This window comes from Aerococcaceae bacterium DSM 111021 (genome assembly GCA_020112395.1).
Lineage (GTDB): Bacteria > Bacillota > Bacilli > Lactobacillales > Aerococcaceae > Ruoffia.
The window spans coordinates 1,315,130-1,335,308 of record JACCEK010000001.1 but is presented as its reverse complement, the minus strand read 5'-3'; the positions used below and the strand labels follow the sequence as shown (position 1 = coordinate 1,335,308).

The following is a 20,179-nucleotide window of genomic DNA, read 5'->3' as shown; positions in this document are numbered from 1 at the left end:
AATGTGTGGTGATGGTAGCAAGAAGGATACACCTGTTCCCATGCCGAACACAGCAGTTAAGCTTCTTAGCGCCGATGGTAGTTGGACTTTTGGTCCTGTGAGAGTAGGTCGTTGCCATGCATTGTTTTATCTATTACAATTAACTGACTTAACCTTTGGGTTGAGTCTTTTTTTATGTTTATTTTTAAATCATTTCATCGGTTTAATACTTTAAATTATGCTACTATATATTTATAAATGATGAAAGAGGTTTCATATGCAAAAGGTTGGATTAATTAGAGCCATTTTATATTTAAGTTTTAGTATTTTTATAATGGGCTTAGGTATCAGTTTAGTTGTTCATGCTGATTTAGGAACATCTGCTGTAACCGCAATACCTTTAGTAGTTAGTGAACTTGTGCCTTTTACCTTTGGACAAGTAACAATGGCTTTTAATATATTATTAGTCATCTTACAAGTGCTCCTGATTGGGAAGCAATTCCCGTTTATTCAATACTTTCAACTTATCATCTCGATAGCTTTGGGCTATGCAATTGATTTTTGGGGTATCTACGTTATGCATGTGGAACCTCCACATTATCTTTTGAAGTTACTGATGTCTATTACGGGTTGTTTTGTTATTGCTGTCAGTATTGTTATCCAGCTAAAGGCTGATTTGATAAATAATCCTGGAGAGGGGATTATTCGTGCTATTGCTTTGAGATTCAACACAGAATTTAATCGGATTAAAATGCCATTTGATATTTGTTTGGTTATTCTTGCTGTTTCCATATCCTTACTAACTCTCGGCCATGTGGTCGGTGTTCGGGAAGGAACTTTAATCTCTGCCGTCTTAGTTGGATTATTTATGAAGTTTATTCAAGGTTATCGGAAGAAGAGTTATTAATAATTTGGAGGTTACTTATGTTAAAAGGGATTTATGTCATGTTACCGCAAGTTTTTGAGAATGTATATAGAGCTGAAACACAGGAGCGAATTAGTAAACATGTTGATATTATAGCTGGAAATATGTCTGCTGAAGAATTATTAGCAGATCTGTCGATATTAAAGGAAGTTGATGTTATCTTTTCGGGTTGGGGAGCGCCAGTTTTTGATGAAACGTTACTTCGTGCTACACCTAACTTAAAAGCGTTGTTTTACGGAGCAGGGACATTAAAGAGCGTGTTAACTGACTCTTTCTGGGAACACAATGTTAAAGTCACGACAGCAAATGTAGCTAATGCTATTCCGGTAGCTGAATATTCAGTAGCGGGTATTTTATTTGCCTTAAAGAATGTGTGGAAACTTTCTTCACAAGTTCGAAAAGATAAGGCGTATCAATTGGGTCTATTTGCGCCTGTTGTTGGGAATTACCAATCAACAGTAGGGATTATATCTTTGAGCCAAGTTGGTCGGATGGTAATCGAGCATTTGAAGCATTTTGATGTGAATGTGATAGGTTATGATCCATATGTATCACAAGAGGAATTTAATCAATTGGGAGTTAAGTCAGTATCACTTGAGGGATTATTTGAACAGTCCGATGTTGTGTCACTTCATGCACCCCTTCTACCTGACACTGAAGGGATGATTAAAAAGGAACATTTTGAATCAATGAAAGAAAATTCGAGTTTTATAAATACGGCACGTGGAGCTATTGTCGATGAAGTTGCAATGATTGAAGTACTTAAAGAACGTCAAGATATTACTGCTTTACTTGACGTGACTTTCCCAGAACCGCCTGAGGAAGATTCGCTTTTATATACAATGGAGAATGTGGTGCTCACTCCGCATATTGCAGGTAGTGCGGGGAATGAACAAGCGAGGCTAGGCGTTTATATGGCAGATGAGTTAGAGCGTTTTATTCAAGGGGAAAGTTTAAAATACGAAGTTAACCAAGTGCAGTTTAACCGGATGACTTAATTGTTTTGAAAGGATGAGTTGATGAGTAAACTAGCAATGTGTTCAGTAACGTTTAGAGATAAAAGTGTGAACGAGATTATAGAACTCGCTAGATTGGCCCAGCTTGATGGAATTGAATGGGGTGGGGATAACCATGTTCCTCCAAGTAATCTAAAGGATGCGGAACATATAGGAGAATTGACTCGTGAAGCTGGTTTAGAAGTAGTAGCATATGGTTCTTATTACTTTGCTGGTGAAGAGATGGATTTCACTGAAATAAGTGATACAGCAAAGGCATTAGGTACAAGGGATATTCGAATTTGGGCTGGAAAGATGGACCGTGATAAAGAAATTGGTGAAATAGATCAAACCGATTTTGAGCGAATTGTTTTAGATATTAAAAAAGTGAGTGAGGTTGCTAAAGAAGCAGGACAAATTATTCATCTAGAATTTCATCAGTGGACCTATACGGATACGTTGGAGAGTGCTTTGAAGCTACTTGAGCGAGTTGACTGTTCCAATGTCTTTACTTATTGGCAGCCAAATGTTCATTCTAATCATAGAGAGCGATTGAGACAAGTTCGTATATTGAACCAATATATATCAAACATCCACGTATTTCATTGGGATGAAGAGTTTGAAAGGTATCCTTTAAGTGACGGATTAGTTAGTTGGAAAGAATACGTTGACCTCGTAAAAGTTAAGTCTGACCGTTATTTTAGTTTAGAATTTGTTAAAGATGATTCAGTGGAGCAGTTTATAGAAGATGCGAATAAGTTGAGAGAATTAGTAAGATACTTAAATTTAAGACATAATGATTAAAGTAGCCTTTATGAGCAAATACTATAATTATTATGTCTTTTTTTATTTTAAATAAGCATCATAAGATGGAATTTCTTCTAGTTGAAGTAATTCTATGAGAAACATTGCTTCAGGATCTGTATTATCTATTTCAAAAGAAAGGGCTGAATAAGTATGAGCTAAATCACTCATTACTTGTGAATAGAAGTTTCTTTTTAGATTTGTCGGTGCGTTACTGCCTAAGTAGGATATAAAGGCTTCATCTGTACTTGAGTCAAACTCTATTTGCTCAAGTAGCTGAGTTGCAATACCTTGTCTTTGATAATCAGGATGAACATTAATGGATACTTCATCACAGTAAGGATGATATGGGTTAGTTCCAATTGCGGCAAAAGCAATCGAGTTGTTATCTAATTGATATTGATACCAGTGTTTTACATTTTTTTCTATAACATTATATCCAAATAAGTTGGATAAACTAAAGGGCTCCTTACTTAATTTCATGTATTTACCTCCAAATGAAATAATAGTATAGTAGTGAGTATATTAGAAAAAAGGTGGAAAGTTAGAAAAATAGGAGCTATAAACTATGACAAAACCAGTAATTGGAATTACGAGTGATACGAATTTTCTTGAACGTACAGACGAATATATGGGCTTAGAAATCAATTTTTCTCAGAAAGTATTTTCTGACGCTATTTTTGAAGCAGGTGGAATCCCTTATATGATTCCGATGAACGCTGGGGTATATACAGAGGATATTATGAGTGTGATTGATGGGTTAATTATTATTGGCGGACATGATGTATCGCCATTAGTATATGGACAAGAACCTCGTAAAAAGATTCAGACCATCAAACCGGATCGGGACGAGAATGACTCAAAGTTATTTTATGGTGCGGTTGAAAAAGGGATTCCAGTTCTTGGAGTATGCCGTGGCTTGCAATTAATTAATGCATTAATGGGCGGAACATTGCATCAAGACTTATCAGAAGCGAAAGATATCACTATTCAACATAGTCAAAAAGCTAAACCGGAATATGTGACGCATTCAGTAAAAGTAGCAACTAATTCATACATGTCGAATATTATTGAAGACCAGACGTTAGTGAACTCAGTTCATCATCAAATAGTGAATGACTTAGCACCAAATCTAGAAGCAACAGTTTGGAGTAAGGACAATGTCATTGAAGCTTTTGAAAGTAAAGAGGCGATACCATTGATTATAGGCGTGCAATGGCACCCAGAAGTCTTATTCACAAATGATTCAACACACTTAAAACCCTTTACAGACTTAGTGGAACGCGCTGTAAAATTAAAATAAGATGTGTAATATTAAAATATGATTTGACAAACATGATATTTCAGTCTATTATATGAATACATTAATAAATATAATAGACTGAGATGAAATAAGTAACTTATTAGATAATTATTCAAGAGAGTCCGGCTGGTGAAAACGGATATAATTTGTATAGGTGAAATCAAATTCGGAGTATGTGTAAGGTTCACGCTTTGCACACGGAAGCAACCGTTATATTGCCCAGCATCGTTTGAATTTTTTAAACCGTGCTATTGGAGTTGTTATTTGTAAAGATAACATAAATTAGGGTGGAAACACGATTACTACGTCCCTTTGTCTAACAAGATTATTTGTTAGGCAAAGGGGCTTTTTTGTATTATATGGAGGGATATAAAAATGGAAAAAACACAACCAATTTGGAAAGATTATCGATTACATGTCATGGTATTAATATTCTCAGTGATTGCGGAATTAATAGGATCACAGTCAGTAAAGTTAGGTCGTTTCTCATTTACTTTAGCACCATTAATTTTCTCTATGTTACTTATGACAATCTTTTATCTTATTCCACAACAAAAGATCATTACGGAGAAGAGTACAAAAAATGCCTCTGCTATGATGGCTTTAGCGGGCGGGTTATTAATTGCAAAACTGGGTGTATCAAGTGGTGCAGCCATTGAAGAAGTAATGCAAGCTGGGATTGCTGTGACACTACAGAACTTAGGGGAAGGTTTCTCGTTCTTAATTGGTTTACCGCTGGCGATTGTTTTCGGAATGAAACGAGAATCAATTGGAATGACTTTCGGAGTGAGCCGTGAAGCGAATGTGGCTTTAATCTCAGAGAAGTATGGCGCGGAGTCGCCAGAGTTTCGTGGAGTTATGACTAACTATATTGTTGGAACAATCTTTGGTGTTGTTGCTGTGAGTTTTTTAATGTCTATCTTAGCTGAGATTCCGTATATTTCACCGATATCATTATCACTAGCGACAGGAATTGGGTCAGCTTCAATGATGGTTGGAGGCTTAGGAACGCTTATTGAACGCTTTCCAGAAATGGCCACTGAATTAGAGGCTTATGCAGCGATGTCCAACTTAGTGTCTTCTGTTATTAATATTTATACTGCTATATTCATTGGATTACCTCTAACTGAACGAGCATATCGTTGGTTTGACAAATTAAGAGAAAAAGGAAAAAAAGGAGCGGAAAATTATGAAGCAAATTAATATACAATTAGTATTTGACTGGCTTATCGTACTGATAATTTCAGGTGCTGTTGCTATTATAGGGAATACAATTGGTTATGGTGCGACGTTTGTTGAAAGTTTTCAAGGTATGGTATGGCTTGTTGTGTTTACTTTAATTGGCTTTTTAATTAAGGAACTTCTGCCATTTGACCTACCTTCAGTTGCTTATATTTCTGCCATCGCAATTCTAGCCTGTCTACCCTTCTCGCCTGTTGCGAATGCTGTAATCACATCAGTTGAAAAAGTAAGTTTATTAGCATTGTGTACACCGATTCTAGCTTACGCAGGTGTAACAATTGGGAAAGACTGGCCAGCCTTTAAGAAGATTGGTTACAAAGGGGTACTCGTATCGTTATTAGTTATTATAGGTACAGTCCTCTCTTGTGTTGTATTAGCAGAAGTATTACTAAGAATTTTCTAGAAAGAAGGATATACATGGCACAATTAAACGTAGTCGAATTAGCTCAAGCAGTAGAAAAAGATATTATAAAATGGCGTCGCGAATTGCATCAAATCCCTGAATTAGGATTAGAGTTACCCAAGACTGTTGCGTATGTGAAGGGTGTCTTGGATGAATTAGAGATTGAATATAATGATTCTTACGTGAATGGCAATGGGATTGTCGCTTTAATTCATGGAACTAAAGAAGGACTAAAGAGTGATAAAGTTTTGGCTTTTCGTGCTGATATGGACGCCTTGCCAATTAAAGAAGCAACTGGTTTAGATTTTTCCTCTTTAAATGACAATATGCATGCTTGTGGTCATGATGGACATACAGCGATGTTACTGGGAGCTGCGAAAGTGCTACAAGCCAATCGTGATTATTTCTCAGGGATTATAAAATTAGTATTCCAACCTGGAGAAGAATTTCCAGGTGGAGCGGAGCCGATGATAAAAGAAGGTGCCATGAAAAATCCAATCGTAACCCGCGTGATGGGTTTCCATCAAGGTCACATTGATCCTAAAATACCTAAAGGAACGATAGCATATAAAGAAGGTCCAATGATGGCTTCAATGGATCGCTTCTTAATTGAGATTAAGGGTAAAGGATATCACGGAGCCTATCCAGAAAATTCACAAGATCCAATCGCTGCAGCGGGACAATTAATTACCGCCCTTCAAACAATTAAGAGTCGTAATGTAAAGGCCGTAGATCCAGCAGTTCTTTCTATTACTCGCGTTCAAGGTGGTTTCAACCAAAATATTATTCCTGATAATGTTGAACTGGAAGGAACAGTCCGAGCACTTAATGATGAGACCCGTGCTTTTATTCATAAGAAGATTGAACAAATCGCTCATGGGATTGGAGCTGCGCTGGATGTTGAATGTATTGTAACATATGATTATAAGTACCCACCTGTGACAAATGATGCGCAAGTAACAGCTGAAGTGGTTCATTCATTGGAAAATATCTTCCCAGGTCAATTAGTTGAAGTGGAAGATCCATTAATGGGTGGAGAAGATTATGCTTACTACTTATATGAAGCACCGGGGACATTCTTGTTCTTATCGAATCCGGCTGATATAGAAGGCCAATTTCACGGGCATCATCATGCGAAATTTGATGTCGATGAGTCATTGTTCTATATGGCTACGGCGTCGTTTGTTCAAGTGGCATTGGATTATTTAGATTAAAACATTAAAAGCTTTAACTTGTCTTTTGACGGTTAAAGCTTTTTTGATTGAAATTGACGCTTTATCGACTAATTTTGATTAACATTGAACAAATATGGTTGATTCTTGGTTGGTTTTAGTGTATCTTATAATTAAGGAAGTGATGTAAATGCTTACAGAGGAAAGGCATGAAGTCATTCGGCATTTATTGGCGGAGAATTCCATCGTTAAACTACAGCAAATTGTGGAAGCAACGAATGCGTCTGAATCGACTGCGAGACGTGATTTGTCTCAATTGGAAGAGGCTGGAGAATTAATTCGTGTCCATGGGGGCGCGAAGCGAAATTTCTCGGTTGACTATGAACCGAGTGTGAAAGAAAAATCAACACAACATATGACTGAGAAAGAACGAATTGGTAAGTTCGCGGCATCGTTAATTCAAGATAATGAGTTTATCTTTATTGACGCAGGGACGACTACGATAACGATGCTTCCTCATATAAAGGCAAAAGACATTACGATTGTAACAAATGGCTTAGAGATTGCGAACCAATTGGCGGGTATGAATTTTCAAGCGATTTTGATTGGTGGGAAATTAAAGCCTAAGACACTTGCGATGATTGGTTCTGACGCTCAAAAGCAATTGAGACAATATCAATTCTCGCGCGCTTTTATGGGAACGAATGGTTTGAATGTTCAATATGGTTATACAACGCCAGATATTGAAGAAGCTAATGTAAAACAAACTGCGATTCAACAAGCGAACGCGTCGTATGTTTTAACGGATAGTAGTAAATTCGATAAAGTATCATTTTGTCGCATTGTAGAGTTAGAAGATGCAGCAATTATTACGAACCAATTGACGGATGCAATGAGGGTGAAGTTTGAAAAATACACGAAAGTGAAGGAAGTATAAGACATGTTATATACAATTACATTCAATCCCGCAGTGGATTTAGTTATGAATACAGATTCGATTCAATTAGGTGAGTTAAACCGAGTGAAGCGAGATGAATATGTTGCTGGTGGTAAAGGAATTAATATGTCCGTATTATTGAAGCGTTTAGGCCACGATAATATCGCGACTGGATTTTTGGGTGGCTTTTCAGGGGATTATATTCAAAAATCATTAAGCGAAGAAGGCGTACAGCCAGATTTTGTTGAGATTGATGCGATAACTCGAATTAATGTCAAGATTAAAGCAGATCAAGAGACAGAAATCAATGCGAATGGACCAGAGATTAATGAGGCGGATATTGAATCTCTATTCGCCTATTTCAATGATAAATTAACTAAAGACGATACGGTATTTTTAGCTGGAAATGCCGCACCAGGGATGACGAGTGAGCACTATGTTAAAGTAGCCGAATTATGTGCTAACAAGAAAGCACGATTTGTCTTGGATTCTAACAAAGTCTTATTAACGGCCTGTTTAGTCCACAAGCCTTTTCTAATTAAGCCTAACGCACAAGAGTTAAGTGAAATCTTTGATGTTGAAGTTAAAACGACTCAAGATGTGATTCAATATGCTAAGCAACTTCAAGAAAAAGGTGCACGTAACGTCATCGTATCTTTAGGTGGGGACGGTGCTATCTTATTAACGGAAACGGGTGAGGTATACCAATCATCTGTTCCTAAAGGCAAAGTGATAAACTCTGTAGGTGCTGGGGATTCAATGGTAGCTGGCTTTATGGCTAAGTTTATTGAAAGTCGAAATTACAGCGACAGTTTAAAACAAGGAGCGGCTTGTGGAAGTGCCACGGCGTTCTCTGTAGGCATTGCAGATAAAGGATTAGTGGAGCAGTTAATAACAGACATAGAAGTGAAAAGGATAGGTGGATAAAATGAAATTAGCACAATTATTTGTGAAAGATGCGATGGACCTAACTTTATCAACAACAGATAAAGAAACAACATTACGTTACCTGGCAGAACAATTTGCCAAAGCTGGTGGCGTAAGTGATGTGGACAGTTATGTCGCAAAACTAGAAGCACGTGAAGCACAGTCAACAACCGGTGTAGGAGAAGAAATTGCGATTCCACATGCTCAAGATGCTTCAATTAAAGAAGCAGCGATTGTTTTTGCTCGCTCACAAGAAGGAATTGAATGGGAGTCATTCGATGGTCAACCAGCAAAATTAATCTTTATGATTGCTGCACCTGAAGGCGGCGGAGAACATCTACAAGCTTTAGCAAAATTATCAAGTATCTTAATGAATCCAGAAGCAAAACAAGCTTTACTTGATGCTAAAACAACGGATGAAGTTGTGAACATCATTGCACAATATGAAGCAGAAAAAGAAGAAGAAAACCAAGCAAAAGAAACAGTTGCTGCAGTAGATACTCAAGCACAAGACGCGGATGATGTATACTTATTAGCTGTAACGGCATGTCCAACAGGGATTGCGCATACTTATATGGCGGAAGAGAAACTGAATCAAGCAGCGGATAAAGCCGGTTATGCGATTAAAGTTGAGACAAATGGGCAAACAGGTGTTGGTAATAAATTAACGAAAGCGGATATTGAACGCGCAACAGCGATTATTGTAGCAGCTGACAAGCAAGTAGATATGGCGCGCTTTAATGGTAAACCAGTTATTATAACAAAAGTAGCCGACGGAATTAATAAAGCCGATGAATTAGTGAAGCGTGCCGCAAATGCTGATGCGCGTATTTATCACGCGAGTCAATATGATCAGTCAGCCGACGATTCTGAGGAGAATGAATCTTTAGGACGTCAGTTCTATAAACACTTAATGAACGGTGTATCTCATATGTTACCGTTCGTCGTCGCAGGTGGGATTTTAGCCGCTTTATCATTCTTCTGGGGAATCAACTCAGCGAATCCAGATGATGCAAGTTATAATGCGATTGCTCATACTTTAAAAACTTTCGGAGATTTATCTTTCGCTATGATGTTACCAGTACTAGCAGGTTATATTGGGCAATCTATTGCTGATCGACCTGGTTTAGTGATTGGTTTCATGGGTGGGGTTTTTGCTAACCCAAGTATTCTAACAGCCTTTAATGCCGGTGGAATCTTTGAAGATGCAGTTGCATCAGGATTCTTAGGTGCTTTAGTCGCTGGTTTCTTAGCGGGTGGAATTGTTTGGTGCTTACGTAAAGGCTTAAGTTGGTTACCAAAATCACTGGAAGGTATGAAGCCAATCTTCTTATATCCTGTGCTAGGTGTTCTAGCCATGGGTCTCATCATGTTCTTTATCGTGAATGCACCCATGGGAGCAGTCATGTTAGGTTTACAAGACTTATTAACAAGTATTCCTTCTGAATTATCTGTAGTTCTAGGTTTTGTTACTGCGGCTATGATGTCAATTGATATGGGTGGGCCGCTTAATAAAGCTTCTTATGTTACTGGTACAGCTTTGGTTACAGCATCAAACGGTGCAGGTTCAGATGTGATGGCAGCCGTTATGATCGGTGGGATGGTTCCCCCGTTAGCGATTGCTATTTCAGCAACATTTAACAAAAATCTTTGGGCGCCAGAACAACGTAACAGTGCTTTAGTGAACTATGTGATGGGGGCGGCTTTCATTACTGAAGGAGCTATTCCATTCGCAGCATCGAATCCACTTCGTGTGATTCCTTCATTAGCAGTAGGTAGTGGGGTTGCTGGAGCATTAAGTATGTTATTTGGTAGTGTGAGTTATGTTCCTCACGGCGGAATCTTTGCGGTTCTTGCCGGTGGTGTAACGAATCCATGGATGTATCTCGTGGCTTGGCTTGCTGGTGGGATTGTCGGAGCTATCTTATTAAGTGTGTTAGTAAAGAAACCGGCTGAAGAATTAGCTGAGTAATAAAATCAAAAAAATATCAATACCCCTCGCTTTAGAATTTATGTCTAGAGATGAGGGGTTTTTAGTTTTTATAAATACAGTAGTATTTAAGAAATAATTGAATGTTTGGGATATTCTGTTTAAATTGTTCTAACATATCTGACATTGCTTCAATTTCTTTAGTGATTTTCAAGAAGTTTTCTTCCATTTTATAAAAATCAAACTCATTTTCCAAATTAGTACCAACTTTCCTTACAATTATTGACTTATTCTAATAATAGCTGAATTGATGGAAGAATTGAAATGACTTCAGATAGAGTAATAATGGAAATTAAAAAATAATTTTTTTTGATATTGTGGGCACCTTGATTGATATGAATAAGAAAGTAATTTCAGAGAAGATGTTAGCTACACTTAAAGCATTAAAGTAGAAAGATATTTTACTTTGTTTAGCGACAGGTAGAAGTCCGATTGCCTTTGGAGATGATAATAATGACATTGAAATGTTGGCAGCTGTCGGCTAGGGCTTAGCAATGGACAATGCTTCCGAGGACTTAAAAACAATTGCTGACGAAGTAATCGGTCATGTGGCTGAAGATGGTATTTATGAATTTTGTCTTGAGAATAATTTGATATAAGAAATATGATTATGTTTTATGCAATGGTATATTTTAGTCATTATTGAAAGCTATATAATTTCAAATGCAGTTGAAGCCTGACTTTGCTATAATAAAAGAATGATTATAGTATAACGAGGTGGTATAGTGACAGAACTAGTTAAATGCAAACCAAGTGATGTTGAACAATTACGCGATATTAGTATTGAAACGTTTGTTGATACATTCAAAGACCAAAATACCGAAGAGAATTTAAATGAATATTTAGAAAGGACCTACACTATTGAGCAACTAACGTCTGAAATCAACCAAGTTGGTACAGATTTTTATTTTCTGAAGGATTCAGACTTGGTCGTTGGCTACTTAAAGCTGAATATTGATGATGCGCAATCAGAGAAAGATAATCCGCTAGCATTAGAAGTGGAACGAATTTATGTACTACCTCAACATACGCGTAAAGGCTATGGAAGAGAACTGTTGGAATTCGCTCATGCTCGAGCAAAAGAACTTAACCGAACTGGTATTTGGTTAGGGGTCTGGGAGCATAATTATAATGCCTTAGCTTTCTATAAGAAGATGGGCTTCCAACGAGTTGGTGAGCATACTTTCATTATGGGAGACGATGCGCAAGTGGATTATATTATGCTGAAAGAATTATAGAAGGTACCTTGATTATTAGAATGAATTCTAATGATGAGGGTGTTTTAATATGTGCTGATGTAACAACATTTACATGATGTTAAGGGACACCTTAAATAGAATGATTAGAATAAAATGAGAGAAAACACTTGTTTTTTAATTATTTATCATTTATACTAAGCTACAAATAAAGAGCGAAGGAGCATATTCATGAATAATCTAAACTTATTACAATTAAATAGCTTATTAAACACACAATTATTACTCAGGTTCTATGTGGTGTGCTAATTAAGCATGTACCCGCATAGGACGCAAATCTTATGTGGGAATAATAAGTTTAGCCAACATATATATGCTATGTTGTATCTAAAAACCTACTAAGATTTGTTGTCCAATTCTTAGTAGGTTTTTTTGTCCAAAAAATAAGGAGGATACAACATATGAAACATATTAAAAAGATTATCGCAGTTATTATTGTGGCAGTGATTGGTTTCCAAGTTTTCAGTCAATTTAATTCTAGCACGACGGGCGTAGCCCAGGAAGATAAGATTTTAAATTTATCTGTTGCCTCTGAACCAATTATGGATCCGGCTTTTGTGACTGACTCGTATTCTATGCCAATGATAAAAAATATTTTCGAAGGACTGACTCGTCCAACCAATGAGGGCGAGATTGTACCAGCAATGGCTGAATCTTGGGATGTGAGTGAAGATAGTAAGACATATACATTCCATCTACGTGAAGGCATTCAATGGAACAACGGTGACCCAGTAACGGCATCTGATTTTGAATATGCTTGGAGGCGTATCATTAATCCTGAAACGGGAGCACCGAATGCATCCAAGATGTTTGTTATTGAAGGAGCAGAAGCATACTTTATGGGCGAAGGGTCAGAAGAAGATGTGAAAATCAATGCGGTTGATGATCAAACGTTTGAAGTGACGTTGGCAGAGCCTGCTCCTTACTTTATTGAATTAACAGCGCGACAGACAACGATGATGCCTGTTCATCAAGCGACGGTAGAAGCAGATGGTTCTTGGGCAACTGAAGCCGGTGAGCAATTTGTATCCAATGGGCCATTTAATTTTGTTGAATGGAATCACAATGGGGATTATACATTAGAGAAGAATGAAGGATATTGGGACGTAGCGAACGTTGATTTAGACGGGGTTTATGTACGTATTATTGAAGATCCGATGACGGCGAATATGAGTTTTGAAGGTGGCGAACTTGATTTTATTGGTATTCCTTTCAACACGATTCCAGCAGATGCAATCGATAGCTACCGTGAGAATGGGGAATTAGATGTCACCGAAATTGGTGCAACGTATAAGTATAAGCTAAATACAACAGATGAGGTGATGTCGAATACGAATATCCGTCGTGCTCTGTCCCTTGCGATTAACCGTCAAGAGTTGATAGATAACGTGGTTAAAGGAGAACAAACGCCAGCATTAGGTGGCATTGCTCCAACGGTCAAAGGCTTTGAAGAGGATCGCGGCTACTTTGAAGATGCGGATTACGAGACAGCGCGTGAATACTTGGCTCAAGGGATGGAAGAGCTGGGTTATGATGATGCGTCAGCTATGCCGATTGTCATCCAAACCAATGATAATGATTCTCATATGGCAGTGGCACAATTCATTCAAAACGAATGGGAGCGCGAACTTGGCGTTCAAACAACGATTGAAACAGCAGAAATTAATGTTCACTTTGAAAGTATGAATCAATTGAATTACCAAATCGGACGCATCGGACCAACCGTTGACTTTAACTCAGCTTATGCTTTCCTAGAACATTACTATTCAGCAGATACAGGCCAGAACAGAACGGGTTGGGAGAATACCGAGTATCAAGAAATCCTCGATAAAGTATTGTTTGAAGAAGATGAAGCTGTGCAACATGAGATGTATATAGAAGCAGAACGCATTCTAATGGATGAGATGCCATTTATTCCAATCTACTACTACAGTAACCCGCAAGTTAAGAGTGAGCGTATGAATAACTTATTCGTAGATGGTATGGTTGATGTACAATTGAAGGAAGTTACAATAAATGAATAGTCGAGACACGTAGAAAGGTGAGTAATAATTATGACAGTAGATTATAAAGCAATCGCAAAAGATTACGCAGACAAATATATGGAGGATTTATTTACGTACTTGCGCTATGAGACCGTCTCAGCACAAGGTCGTGAAATTCCTGAGACTGCCAATTTTGTTAGAGATACTATTATTGAAGCTGGCGGTGAGAGTGAAATTCTAGGAGATCTAGGGGGGCATCCTGTCGTTTACGGCTATTTCAAAGCCGGCGCTAATGGCAATAGTGACAAGACATTACTATTCTACAACCATTACGACGTTCAACCAGAAGATCCAATTGATGAATGGAAGACAAATCCTTTTGAACCAACGGTTGTTGATGGCAAAATTGTTGCTCGTGGTGTATCTGACAATAAGGCGAACTTTATGTCGCGGATTGTCGCAATTAAAGCCATTCAAGATACTGAAGGCGGCTTACCTTGTAATGTGAAGTTCTTTGTTGAAGGTGAGGAAGAGATTGGAAGTCCTAATATTGACAAGTATTTAGAGAATTATGCAGATAAGTTCAGCGCAGATGCCTGTATTTGGGAATCGGGCAGTAAAGATAGCGAAGAGCGAATGGTAATTAGTGCCGGTGTTAAAGGGATTGCCTACTTCGAAGCATCCGTTGTCAGTGCGGATATTGATATTCACTCTTCACAAGCTGCGGTGATTGATAATGGAGCTTGGCGTTTAGTCCATGCTTTAGCAACTTTGCGTGATGCGGATAATAATATTACGGTTGATGGGTTCAAAGAAATGCGCACAGAACCAACCGACGTTGAGAAAGCGAGTGTTGCAGCATTTCCTTATAATGAAGCTGCAACGATAGATACTTATGGATTAAAGCAGCCTTTAATTACGGATGGCTTAGATTATTCTGCCCAAGAGGCATTAATTCTTTATCCAACGATGACAATTAGTGGCTTGTTATCAGGTTATACGGGTCAAGGGACGAAGACGGTCCTACCACGTAAAGCGATGGCGAAAATTGATGTGCGACTTGTTCCAGGCTATGAACCTAAAACGGTTTATGATGTGTTGCGCAAGCACTTTGATAATCATGGCTTTAAAGATGTTGACTTGGAGTTATTAACTGGAGTGAAGCCATTTAGAACGGATATATCCGATCCATTCACAGAACAAGTGATAAACTCTGCCAAAGAAGTTTACGGAGAAGAGAATGTCATCTTAGAATTAAATTCTGCAGGAACAGGGCCGATGTATGGGTTCGGAAAATACCTAAATGTACCTATCTTAGGTGCTGGAACAGGTTGGGTCGAGTCTGGCGCACATGCACCGAATGAAAATATCCGAATCGCAGACTATTATCAAGGTGTTGAACATATTATTCAGTTGTTACATACATTTGGTGGGGAATAATCCAAGCCAACTTCGCTAGCTCATACTCTTGAACTGGCGAATCCAGACCAACTTCGCTAGCTCACACTCTTGAGCTGGCGAATCCACACACCACCCCCAAAAAAACACGAAGTCCTCCATAACTTCGTGTTTTTTCGTGTCCCCACTCGCCTACACCTGCCCGCCTCCTTCTTGAGTCCAATGTTTACACATTAAGATTTGTGGTATTATTTGTATAAGAAACTCAGAACAAGTTAACACTGGCAAAGTTTATCAAATGCCGATTTATATAGAAAGAGGTGGAGACAATTGAAGATTATGATTATTGAGGATGATTTAACAATTGCGCGCGAGTTGGGCAAGGTTTTAGAACGCTGGCAATTCGAGGTGGATATTGTTGAGGATTTTGAACATATAATAGAAGCTTTTAGAAAAAGTCAACCTCACTTAATCCTCCTAGACGTGAATCTACCCTATTATAACGGCTATTATTGGTGTGGCGAAATACGTAAAGAATCAGACGTGCCAATTATTTTCATCTCGTCTGTATCAGATCGCATGGATATGATTATGGCAATGCAGATGGGCGCCGACGATTACATTCCCAAACCCATCGACACCCAATTTACCGTCAGCAAAATTCAAGCACTCTTACGTCGCACCTATGATTTCTCTGTCCAGTCCGATGCTTTCGAATACGAAGGTGCCATTCTAGATGTGGCTAAATCACGCATCACCTACAAGAACGACGAGGCAAGCTTAACCTTTACAGAATTACAAATACTGACAGCTTTATTCCAGCACAAGGGCGAGTATGTAAGTCGGGAAGCAATTCTAGATTACTGCTGGCAAAATAATCAATTCATCGATGACAACACTTTAGCAGTTAACATGACCCGTATCCGGAAGAAACTGCGAGCCATCCAATTAGATTCGTTCATTGAGACCAAGAAAAATTACGGCTACCGATTAAATGCAGAAGGTGAGTCCTTATGATGCGACGCTTTCTTAATCAGAATTGGGGCCTGCTATCAGTGTTTATATTACTGCATCTTGTCATTTGGTTTGTATTTCTACTCTTCTCGCTTCCCATGGATGTATTTTGGGTATTATTTTGGAATTTAACAATTATCATGTCAGTATTTTTAGGCTATCAAATCCTCTCATTTAGAGAAGAAGTGCGCCTCGAAACTAAGGTAGAGCAACTTCAAGAGGAACTCATTGACCTGCAAGACGCCAGTGTTATGAGACAAAACGAATTAGAAGAATACTTTATTATGTGGGTGCACCAGATGAAGACGCCGATTACGGCCAGCCAACTAATACTTAAAAATCCTGACGACGCAGCCATCCGCAATTTAAGACAGGAAATGGTCTCCATTGAAAATTATACAAATATGGCGTTAAATTATTTAAAACTCTCGAACCCCGCGACAGACATGGTTTTCTCAGAACGAAAACTGGATGATATTATCACCCCACTCATTAGAAAATACAGTCTGCAATTCATTCAACATGGGATACGACTGCATTACCAACCAATTGAAGCTGAGGTCGTCACTGAAGCGAATTTAACGAGTCTAATGATTGAACAAATTTTGAATAATGCACTAAAATACGCGAAACAAAAGGAAATCTGGATTTCTTATGATTCCCAAAACGCCACCTTAACAATTAAAGATAGTGGTAGAGGAATAAAAGCAGAGGATCTTCCAAAGATTTTTGATAAGGGGTATTCAGGCTTTAATGGACAGTTGAATCAAAAGTCGAGTGGCTTAGGCTTGTACTTAGTTGAGCTCGTTGCCAGACGCTTGAATCAACCAGTTTCCGTGGAGTCGACATTCGGTCAGGAGACACAATTTACGATCCAATTTAATCAAACGTCCTAATCTTTCAAAAGTGTAAGGTTAGGCTCCTTTTTTGTAATGTTAGTTAAAGGCTAGAGGTCACGCGGTCGCATATACTTATAACAGAGATTAGCGAATAGACAAAATAATGGAGGAAAATCATGTTATTAGATGTAAAAAATGTAAAAAAAGTATATATGACACGAGGCAACCAAACGACAGCCTTGCAACAAATTGATTTTGGTGTAAACGAAGGTGAGTTTGTGGCAATTATGGGTGAATCAGGTTCAGGGAAATCAACTTTACTGAATATTATCGCCACTTTCGATAAACCATCTCAAGGAACCGTTCATTTAAAAGGAACGAATATTGCGAATATTAAGAAAAATAAAGTGGCTGAATTTAGACGTGAGCAGCTAGGCTTCGTCTTTCAGGACTTTAACGTATTAGATACTTTCTCAAATAAAGACAATATTTTACTACCGATGGTTTTATCAAATGCCAATATTAACGAAATGGAGCGCTGCCTCGCTGAGATTGCGCCAATATTAGGAATTCAAGATTTACTAGAAAAATACCCCTACGAAATCTCAGGAGGACAACGCCAACGCGTTGCTATTGCAAGAGCAATTATTACTAATCCGCCTTTATTACTGGCAGATGAGCCTACAGGAGCGCTTGATTCAAAATCGTCTGAGCAAATATTAGGCTTATTCAATGAGTTAAATCGCTTAGGAAATACGATTTTAATGGTGACGCACTCAATACAAGCAGCGTCTTACGCCAATCGCGTTCTATTTATTAAAGATGGGGTCGTATATCACGAGTTATACCGCGGACAGGAAACGAATCAAAACTTTAATGAGCGTATTTCACAAAGTTTAACCATGCTTGCGGATCGAGGTGTGTAAGATGCCACTTTCATTATTAACTAAATTGACTGTTCAAGGAATAGTCAAACGCCGGACCGTTTACTTTCCATATTTTCTTGCGTTAGTCTTAATAATGTCCTTAGAATTTATTATGATTTCTTTGATTACCAATGAGTATGTGCAGTCGCGACATGCCACATTGCCAACAATCATCATTATGGGTGTGTTCTTTACGTCCTTACTGGCAGTCATTTTCATTCTGTATGCCAATAATTTTATTCAAAGACAACGCCGAATGGAGTTTGCCTTATATACCGTTTTAGGGCTAGAGGATAGGCATATCCGAAGCGTCATCTTCTTTGAACAACTATTAACCTGGGTGATTGGTAGCCTTGCATCCATTGGGGTGGGTTATGCTTTAGGAAATGTGATGTTCATCGTCTTAAACAGATTAATTCAAGATACTGGTGCTGGCTTAATGGATTATCCATTTAGTCCTTTAGCGGCGATTGGAACTATCATTATTATTGGTGGTATCACATTTATTATCTTCTTAATTAATAGTATCCGCTTGGCGAGATTGAACCCATCGGAATTATTAAGCCAAACGCATGCGGGAGAAGCTGAACCGAAATCTCGTTGGTTCATCCTTTTGATTGGTTTAATCACTTTAGTCGCCGGTTATTATGTAGCACTGACAACGACAGATGTTTTAGACGCGCTGTTAAAAGTGTTCATAGCGATCTTCCTAGTGATTATCGGAACTTACGCGCTCTTAACAAGTTTAAGTATTATTTTCTTAAAACGAATGAAAGGAAATAAAAAATATTATTACCAACCGACACATTTTCTATCAATATCAGGGATGTTATACCGTATGAAAGCGAACGCGACAAGCTTAGCGGGGATTGCGGTCTTATGTACAGGGATTGTGTTAACTCTCGGAACGACCTTAACACTCTATTTAGGTATGGAAGATCAAGTGGAGCAAATGTCGACACATGATATTGAATTGCGGTACATGCAATACGCCGATGGCGCGAGTCCGGAAAATGCGGAAGCAGCTTTAACAAATATCATGGAAGAATTACAAACGCACGGTGATATTAAAGATGTGAGTCTATCTCGAAGTGCCTTTGTCACGGCTATTTATCAAAATAAATCTTTCCAACCGATGCCAGCTCCAAGTGAAACAACTGAGAGTGAGGAACTCTTACCAACTGATTTTGCCTACATCATCGGCGTTCCTTTAGAGGATTTTAACCAGCTCAATGGAGAAGATATTCACTTAGAGCCAGATGAAGTGTTATTTACAACGACAACTGCAAATATTCAACAAGAACAAGATGATACACTACAATTTGCTGACAAGGAATATCAGGTTCAACAAATCAGTTCTAGTTACATGCCTTTAAACTATATCGGACAAATTGCTTATGTCGTGTTTCCAACCATAGAAGAGGTCGAAAGTTTACTATCAACCTTCCCGAATTATATCAGTACGGGAGAGCGTTCTGAAGCACTATTAGAACAGACGATGGTGTTCAATGCCGTTGATGATTCTGCTCGTGAAAGTATTGAAGCAGCGATCTCAACCGATACAATCTTTGATCAAGGGGACTTGGGTGTAGTTCGAGTCGTAACAAGAACAACAACCTCGCAAGAATTATATACGATGAATGGGGGCTTATTATTCTTAGGAATTATCGTCGGAACAGTTCTAATTATTGGAACGGTCTTAATGTTATACTTTAAACAAGTATCTGAAGGTTACCAAGACCAAGGTAAATTCCAAATTATGCGAAAAGTTGGCTTGCCTGATCATTTAATTAAACAAACGATTCGATCACAAATCTTTTGGATTTTTGCACTGCCAATTATGATCGCAGTCATTCATTCGCTCTTTGCATCAAAAATAATGTTTAATTTACTAGGGCTATTAGCCGTCAATAACATAACAACCTTTATGATCGGTTATGGATCAGTTTTAGCCGTCTTTGTTGTCGTTTACTTACTGTTCTACCTCATTACTTCACAAGTCTATTATCGAATTATACATCAATAAAATGACACCCAAGCCTAAGTGTTCTGCTTAGTGTTTGGGTGTTTATTTGATACAATCA

The 20,179-nt window shown here is 38.2% G+C and carries 18 protein-coding genes, 1 rRNA gene, 1 pseudogene and 1 other annotated feature; of the genes and pseudogenes, 19 read left to right on the top strand and 1 reads right to left on the bottom strand.

What is annotated here, in order from left to right:
* The first annotated feature begins 4 nt into the window (after positions 1–4).
* The 4 genes from rrf (at position 5) to HYQ40_06175 (ending at position 2,703) form a co-directional block, all read left to right on the top strand.
* Positions 5–120: ribosomal RNA gene (rrf, locus tag HYQ40_06190) — 5S ribosomal RNA — on the top strand.
* 136 nt (positions 121–256) lie between these two features.
* On the top strand, positions 257–886 hold the full coding sequence (locus HYQ40_06185) for a YitT family protein (GenBank protein ID MBZ6527362.1): 630 nt from the start codon (positions 257–259) through the stop codon (positions 884–886).
* A gap of 17 nt (positions 887–903) precedes the next feature.
* A complete protein-coding gene (locus HYQ40_06180) occupies positions 904–1,902 on the top strand; it encodes a hydroxyacid dehydrogenase (protein ID MBZ6527361.1) in 999 nt (332 codons plus the stop codon).
* Between the two features lie 21 nt (positions 1,903–1,923).
* The gene (locus HYQ40_06175) at positions 1,924–2,703 is read left to right on the top strand and encodes a sugar phosphate isomerase/epimerase (protein ID MBZ6527360.1); all 780 of its coding nucleotides are present in this window, start codon (positions 1,924–1,926) and stop codon (positions 2,701–2,703) included.
* Between the two features lie 42 nt (positions 2,704–2,745).
* Here the strand turns inward: HYQ40_06175 and HYQ40_06170 are convergent, their stop codons facing one another.
* Positions 2,746–3,186 carry a GNAT family N-acetyltransferase gene (locus HYQ40_06170; protein MBZ6527359.1) on the bottom strand — a complete coding sequence of 147 codons (441 nt, stop codon included), beginning with the start codon at positions 3,184–3,186 and terminating at the stop codon, positions 2,746–2,748.
* An 85-nt stretch (positions 3,187–3,271) separates the two neighbouring features.
* Here HYQ40_06170 and HYQ40_06165 point away from each other — a divergent pair, with 85 nt between their 5' ends.
* From HYQ40_06165 to HYQ40_06095, 15 genes and pseudogenes are all read left to right on the top strand, one after another.
* Positions 3,272–4,006: a gamma-glutamyl-gamma-aminobutyrate hydrolase family protein gene (locus tag HYQ40_06165; GenBank protein ID MBZ6527358.1), complete on the top strand. Its 735-nt coding sequence runs from the start codon at positions 3,272–3,274 to the stop codon at positions 4,004–4,006.
* A 71-nt stretch (positions 4,007–4,077) separates the two neighbouring features.
* Positions 4,078–4,321: a binding site (T-box leader), on the top strand.
* Positions 4,322–4,381: 60 nt separating this feature from the next.
* The gene (locus HYQ40_06160) at positions 4,382–5,209 is read left to right on the top strand and encodes a DUF3100 domain-containing protein (protein ID MBZ6527357.1); all 828 of its coding nucleotides are present in this window, start codon (positions 4,382–4,384) and stop codon (positions 5,207–5,209) included.
* Positions 5,196–5,651, top strand: coding sequence for a hypothetical protein (locus HYQ40_06155; protein MBZ6527356.1), 456 nt, complete (start codon positions 5,196–5,198; stop codon positions 5,649–5,651). The genes HYQ40_06160 and HYQ40_06155 overlap by 14 nt, the downstream gene beginning before the upstream one ends.
* Before the next feature lie 14 nt (positions 5,652–5,665).
* On the top strand, positions 5,666–6,865 hold the full coding sequence (locus HYQ40_06150) for an amidohydrolase (GenBank protein MBZ6527355.1): 1,200 nt from the start codon (positions 5,666–5,668) through the stop codon (positions 6,863–6,865).
* Between the two features lie 148 nt (positions 6,866–7,013).
* Positions 7,014–7,760 carry a DeoR/GlpR transcriptional regulator gene (locus tag HYQ40_06145; GenBank protein ID MBZ6527354.1) on the top strand — a complete coding sequence of 249 codons (747 nt, stop codon included), beginning with the start codon at positions 7,014–7,016 and terminating at the stop codon, positions 7,758–7,760.
* 3 nt (positions 7,761–7,763) lie between these two features.
* Positions 7,764–8,687: a 1-phosphofructokinase gene (gene pfkB / locus HYQ40_06140; GenBank protein MBZ6527353.1), complete on the top strand. Its 924-nt coding sequence runs from the start codon at positions 7,764–7,766 to the stop codon at positions 8,685–8,687.
* 1 nt (position 8,688) lies between these two features.
* Positions 8,689–10,659 carry a PTS sugar transporter subunit IIA gene (locus HYQ40_06135; GenBank protein MBZ6527352.1) on the top strand — a complete coding sequence of 657 codons (1,971 nt, stop codon included), beginning with the start codon at positions 8,689–8,691 and terminating at the stop codon, positions 10,657–10,659.
* Positions 10,660–11,012: 353 nt separating this feature from the next.
* Positions 11,013–11,276: pseudogene (locus HYQ40_06130) on the top strand (HAD hydrolase family protein).
* A 123-nt stretch (positions 11,277–11,399) separates the two neighbouring features.
* On the top strand, positions 11,400–11,915 hold the full coding sequence (locus tag HYQ40_06125; protein MBZ6527351.1) for a GNAT family N-acetyltransferase: 516 nt from the start codon (positions 11,400–11,402) through the stop codon (positions 11,913–11,915).
* 419 nt (positions 11,916–12,334) lie between these two features.
* A complete protein-coding gene (locus HYQ40_06120; protein MBZ6527350.1) occupies positions 12,335–13,957 on the top strand; it encodes a peptide ABC transporter substrate-binding protein in 1,623 nt (540 codons plus the stop codon).
* A 30-nt stretch (positions 13,958–13,987) separates the two neighbouring features.
* Positions 13,988–15,358 carry a M20/M25/M40 family metallo-hydrolase gene (locus HYQ40_06115; GenBank protein ID MBZ6527349.1) on the top strand — a complete coding sequence of 457 codons (1,371 nt, stop codon included), beginning with the start codon at positions 13,988–13,990 and terminating at the stop codon, positions 15,356–15,358.
* Positions 15,359–15,646: 288 nt separating this feature from the next.
* Positions 15,647–16,333, top strand: coding sequence for a response regulator transcription factor (locus HYQ40_06110; GenBank protein MBZ6527348.1), 687 nt, complete (start codon positions 15,647–15,649; stop codon positions 16,331–16,333).
* Entirely contained in the window at positions 16,330–17,226 is an 897-nt protein-coding gene (locus HYQ40_06105; protein ID MBZ6527347.1) for a sensor histidine kinase, read from the top strand. Before HYQ40_06110 ends, HYQ40_06105 begins: the two co-directional genes overlap by 4 nt.
* A gap of 119 nt (positions 17,227–17,345) precedes the next feature.
* Positions 17,346–18,095, top strand: coding sequence for an ABC transporter ATP-binding protein (locus tag HYQ40_06100; GenBank protein ID MBZ6527346.1), 750 nt, complete (start codon positions 17,346–17,348; stop codon positions 18,093–18,095).
* 1 nt (position 18,096) lies between these two features.
* Positions 18,097–20,121 (top strand): ABC transporter permease, encoded by a 2,025-nt coding sequence (locus tag HYQ40_06095; protein ID MBZ6527345.1) that lies wholly within the window; start codon positions 18,097–18,099, stop codon positions 20,119–20,121.
* The last annotated feature ends 58 nt before the right edge of the window (positions 20,122–20,179 follow it).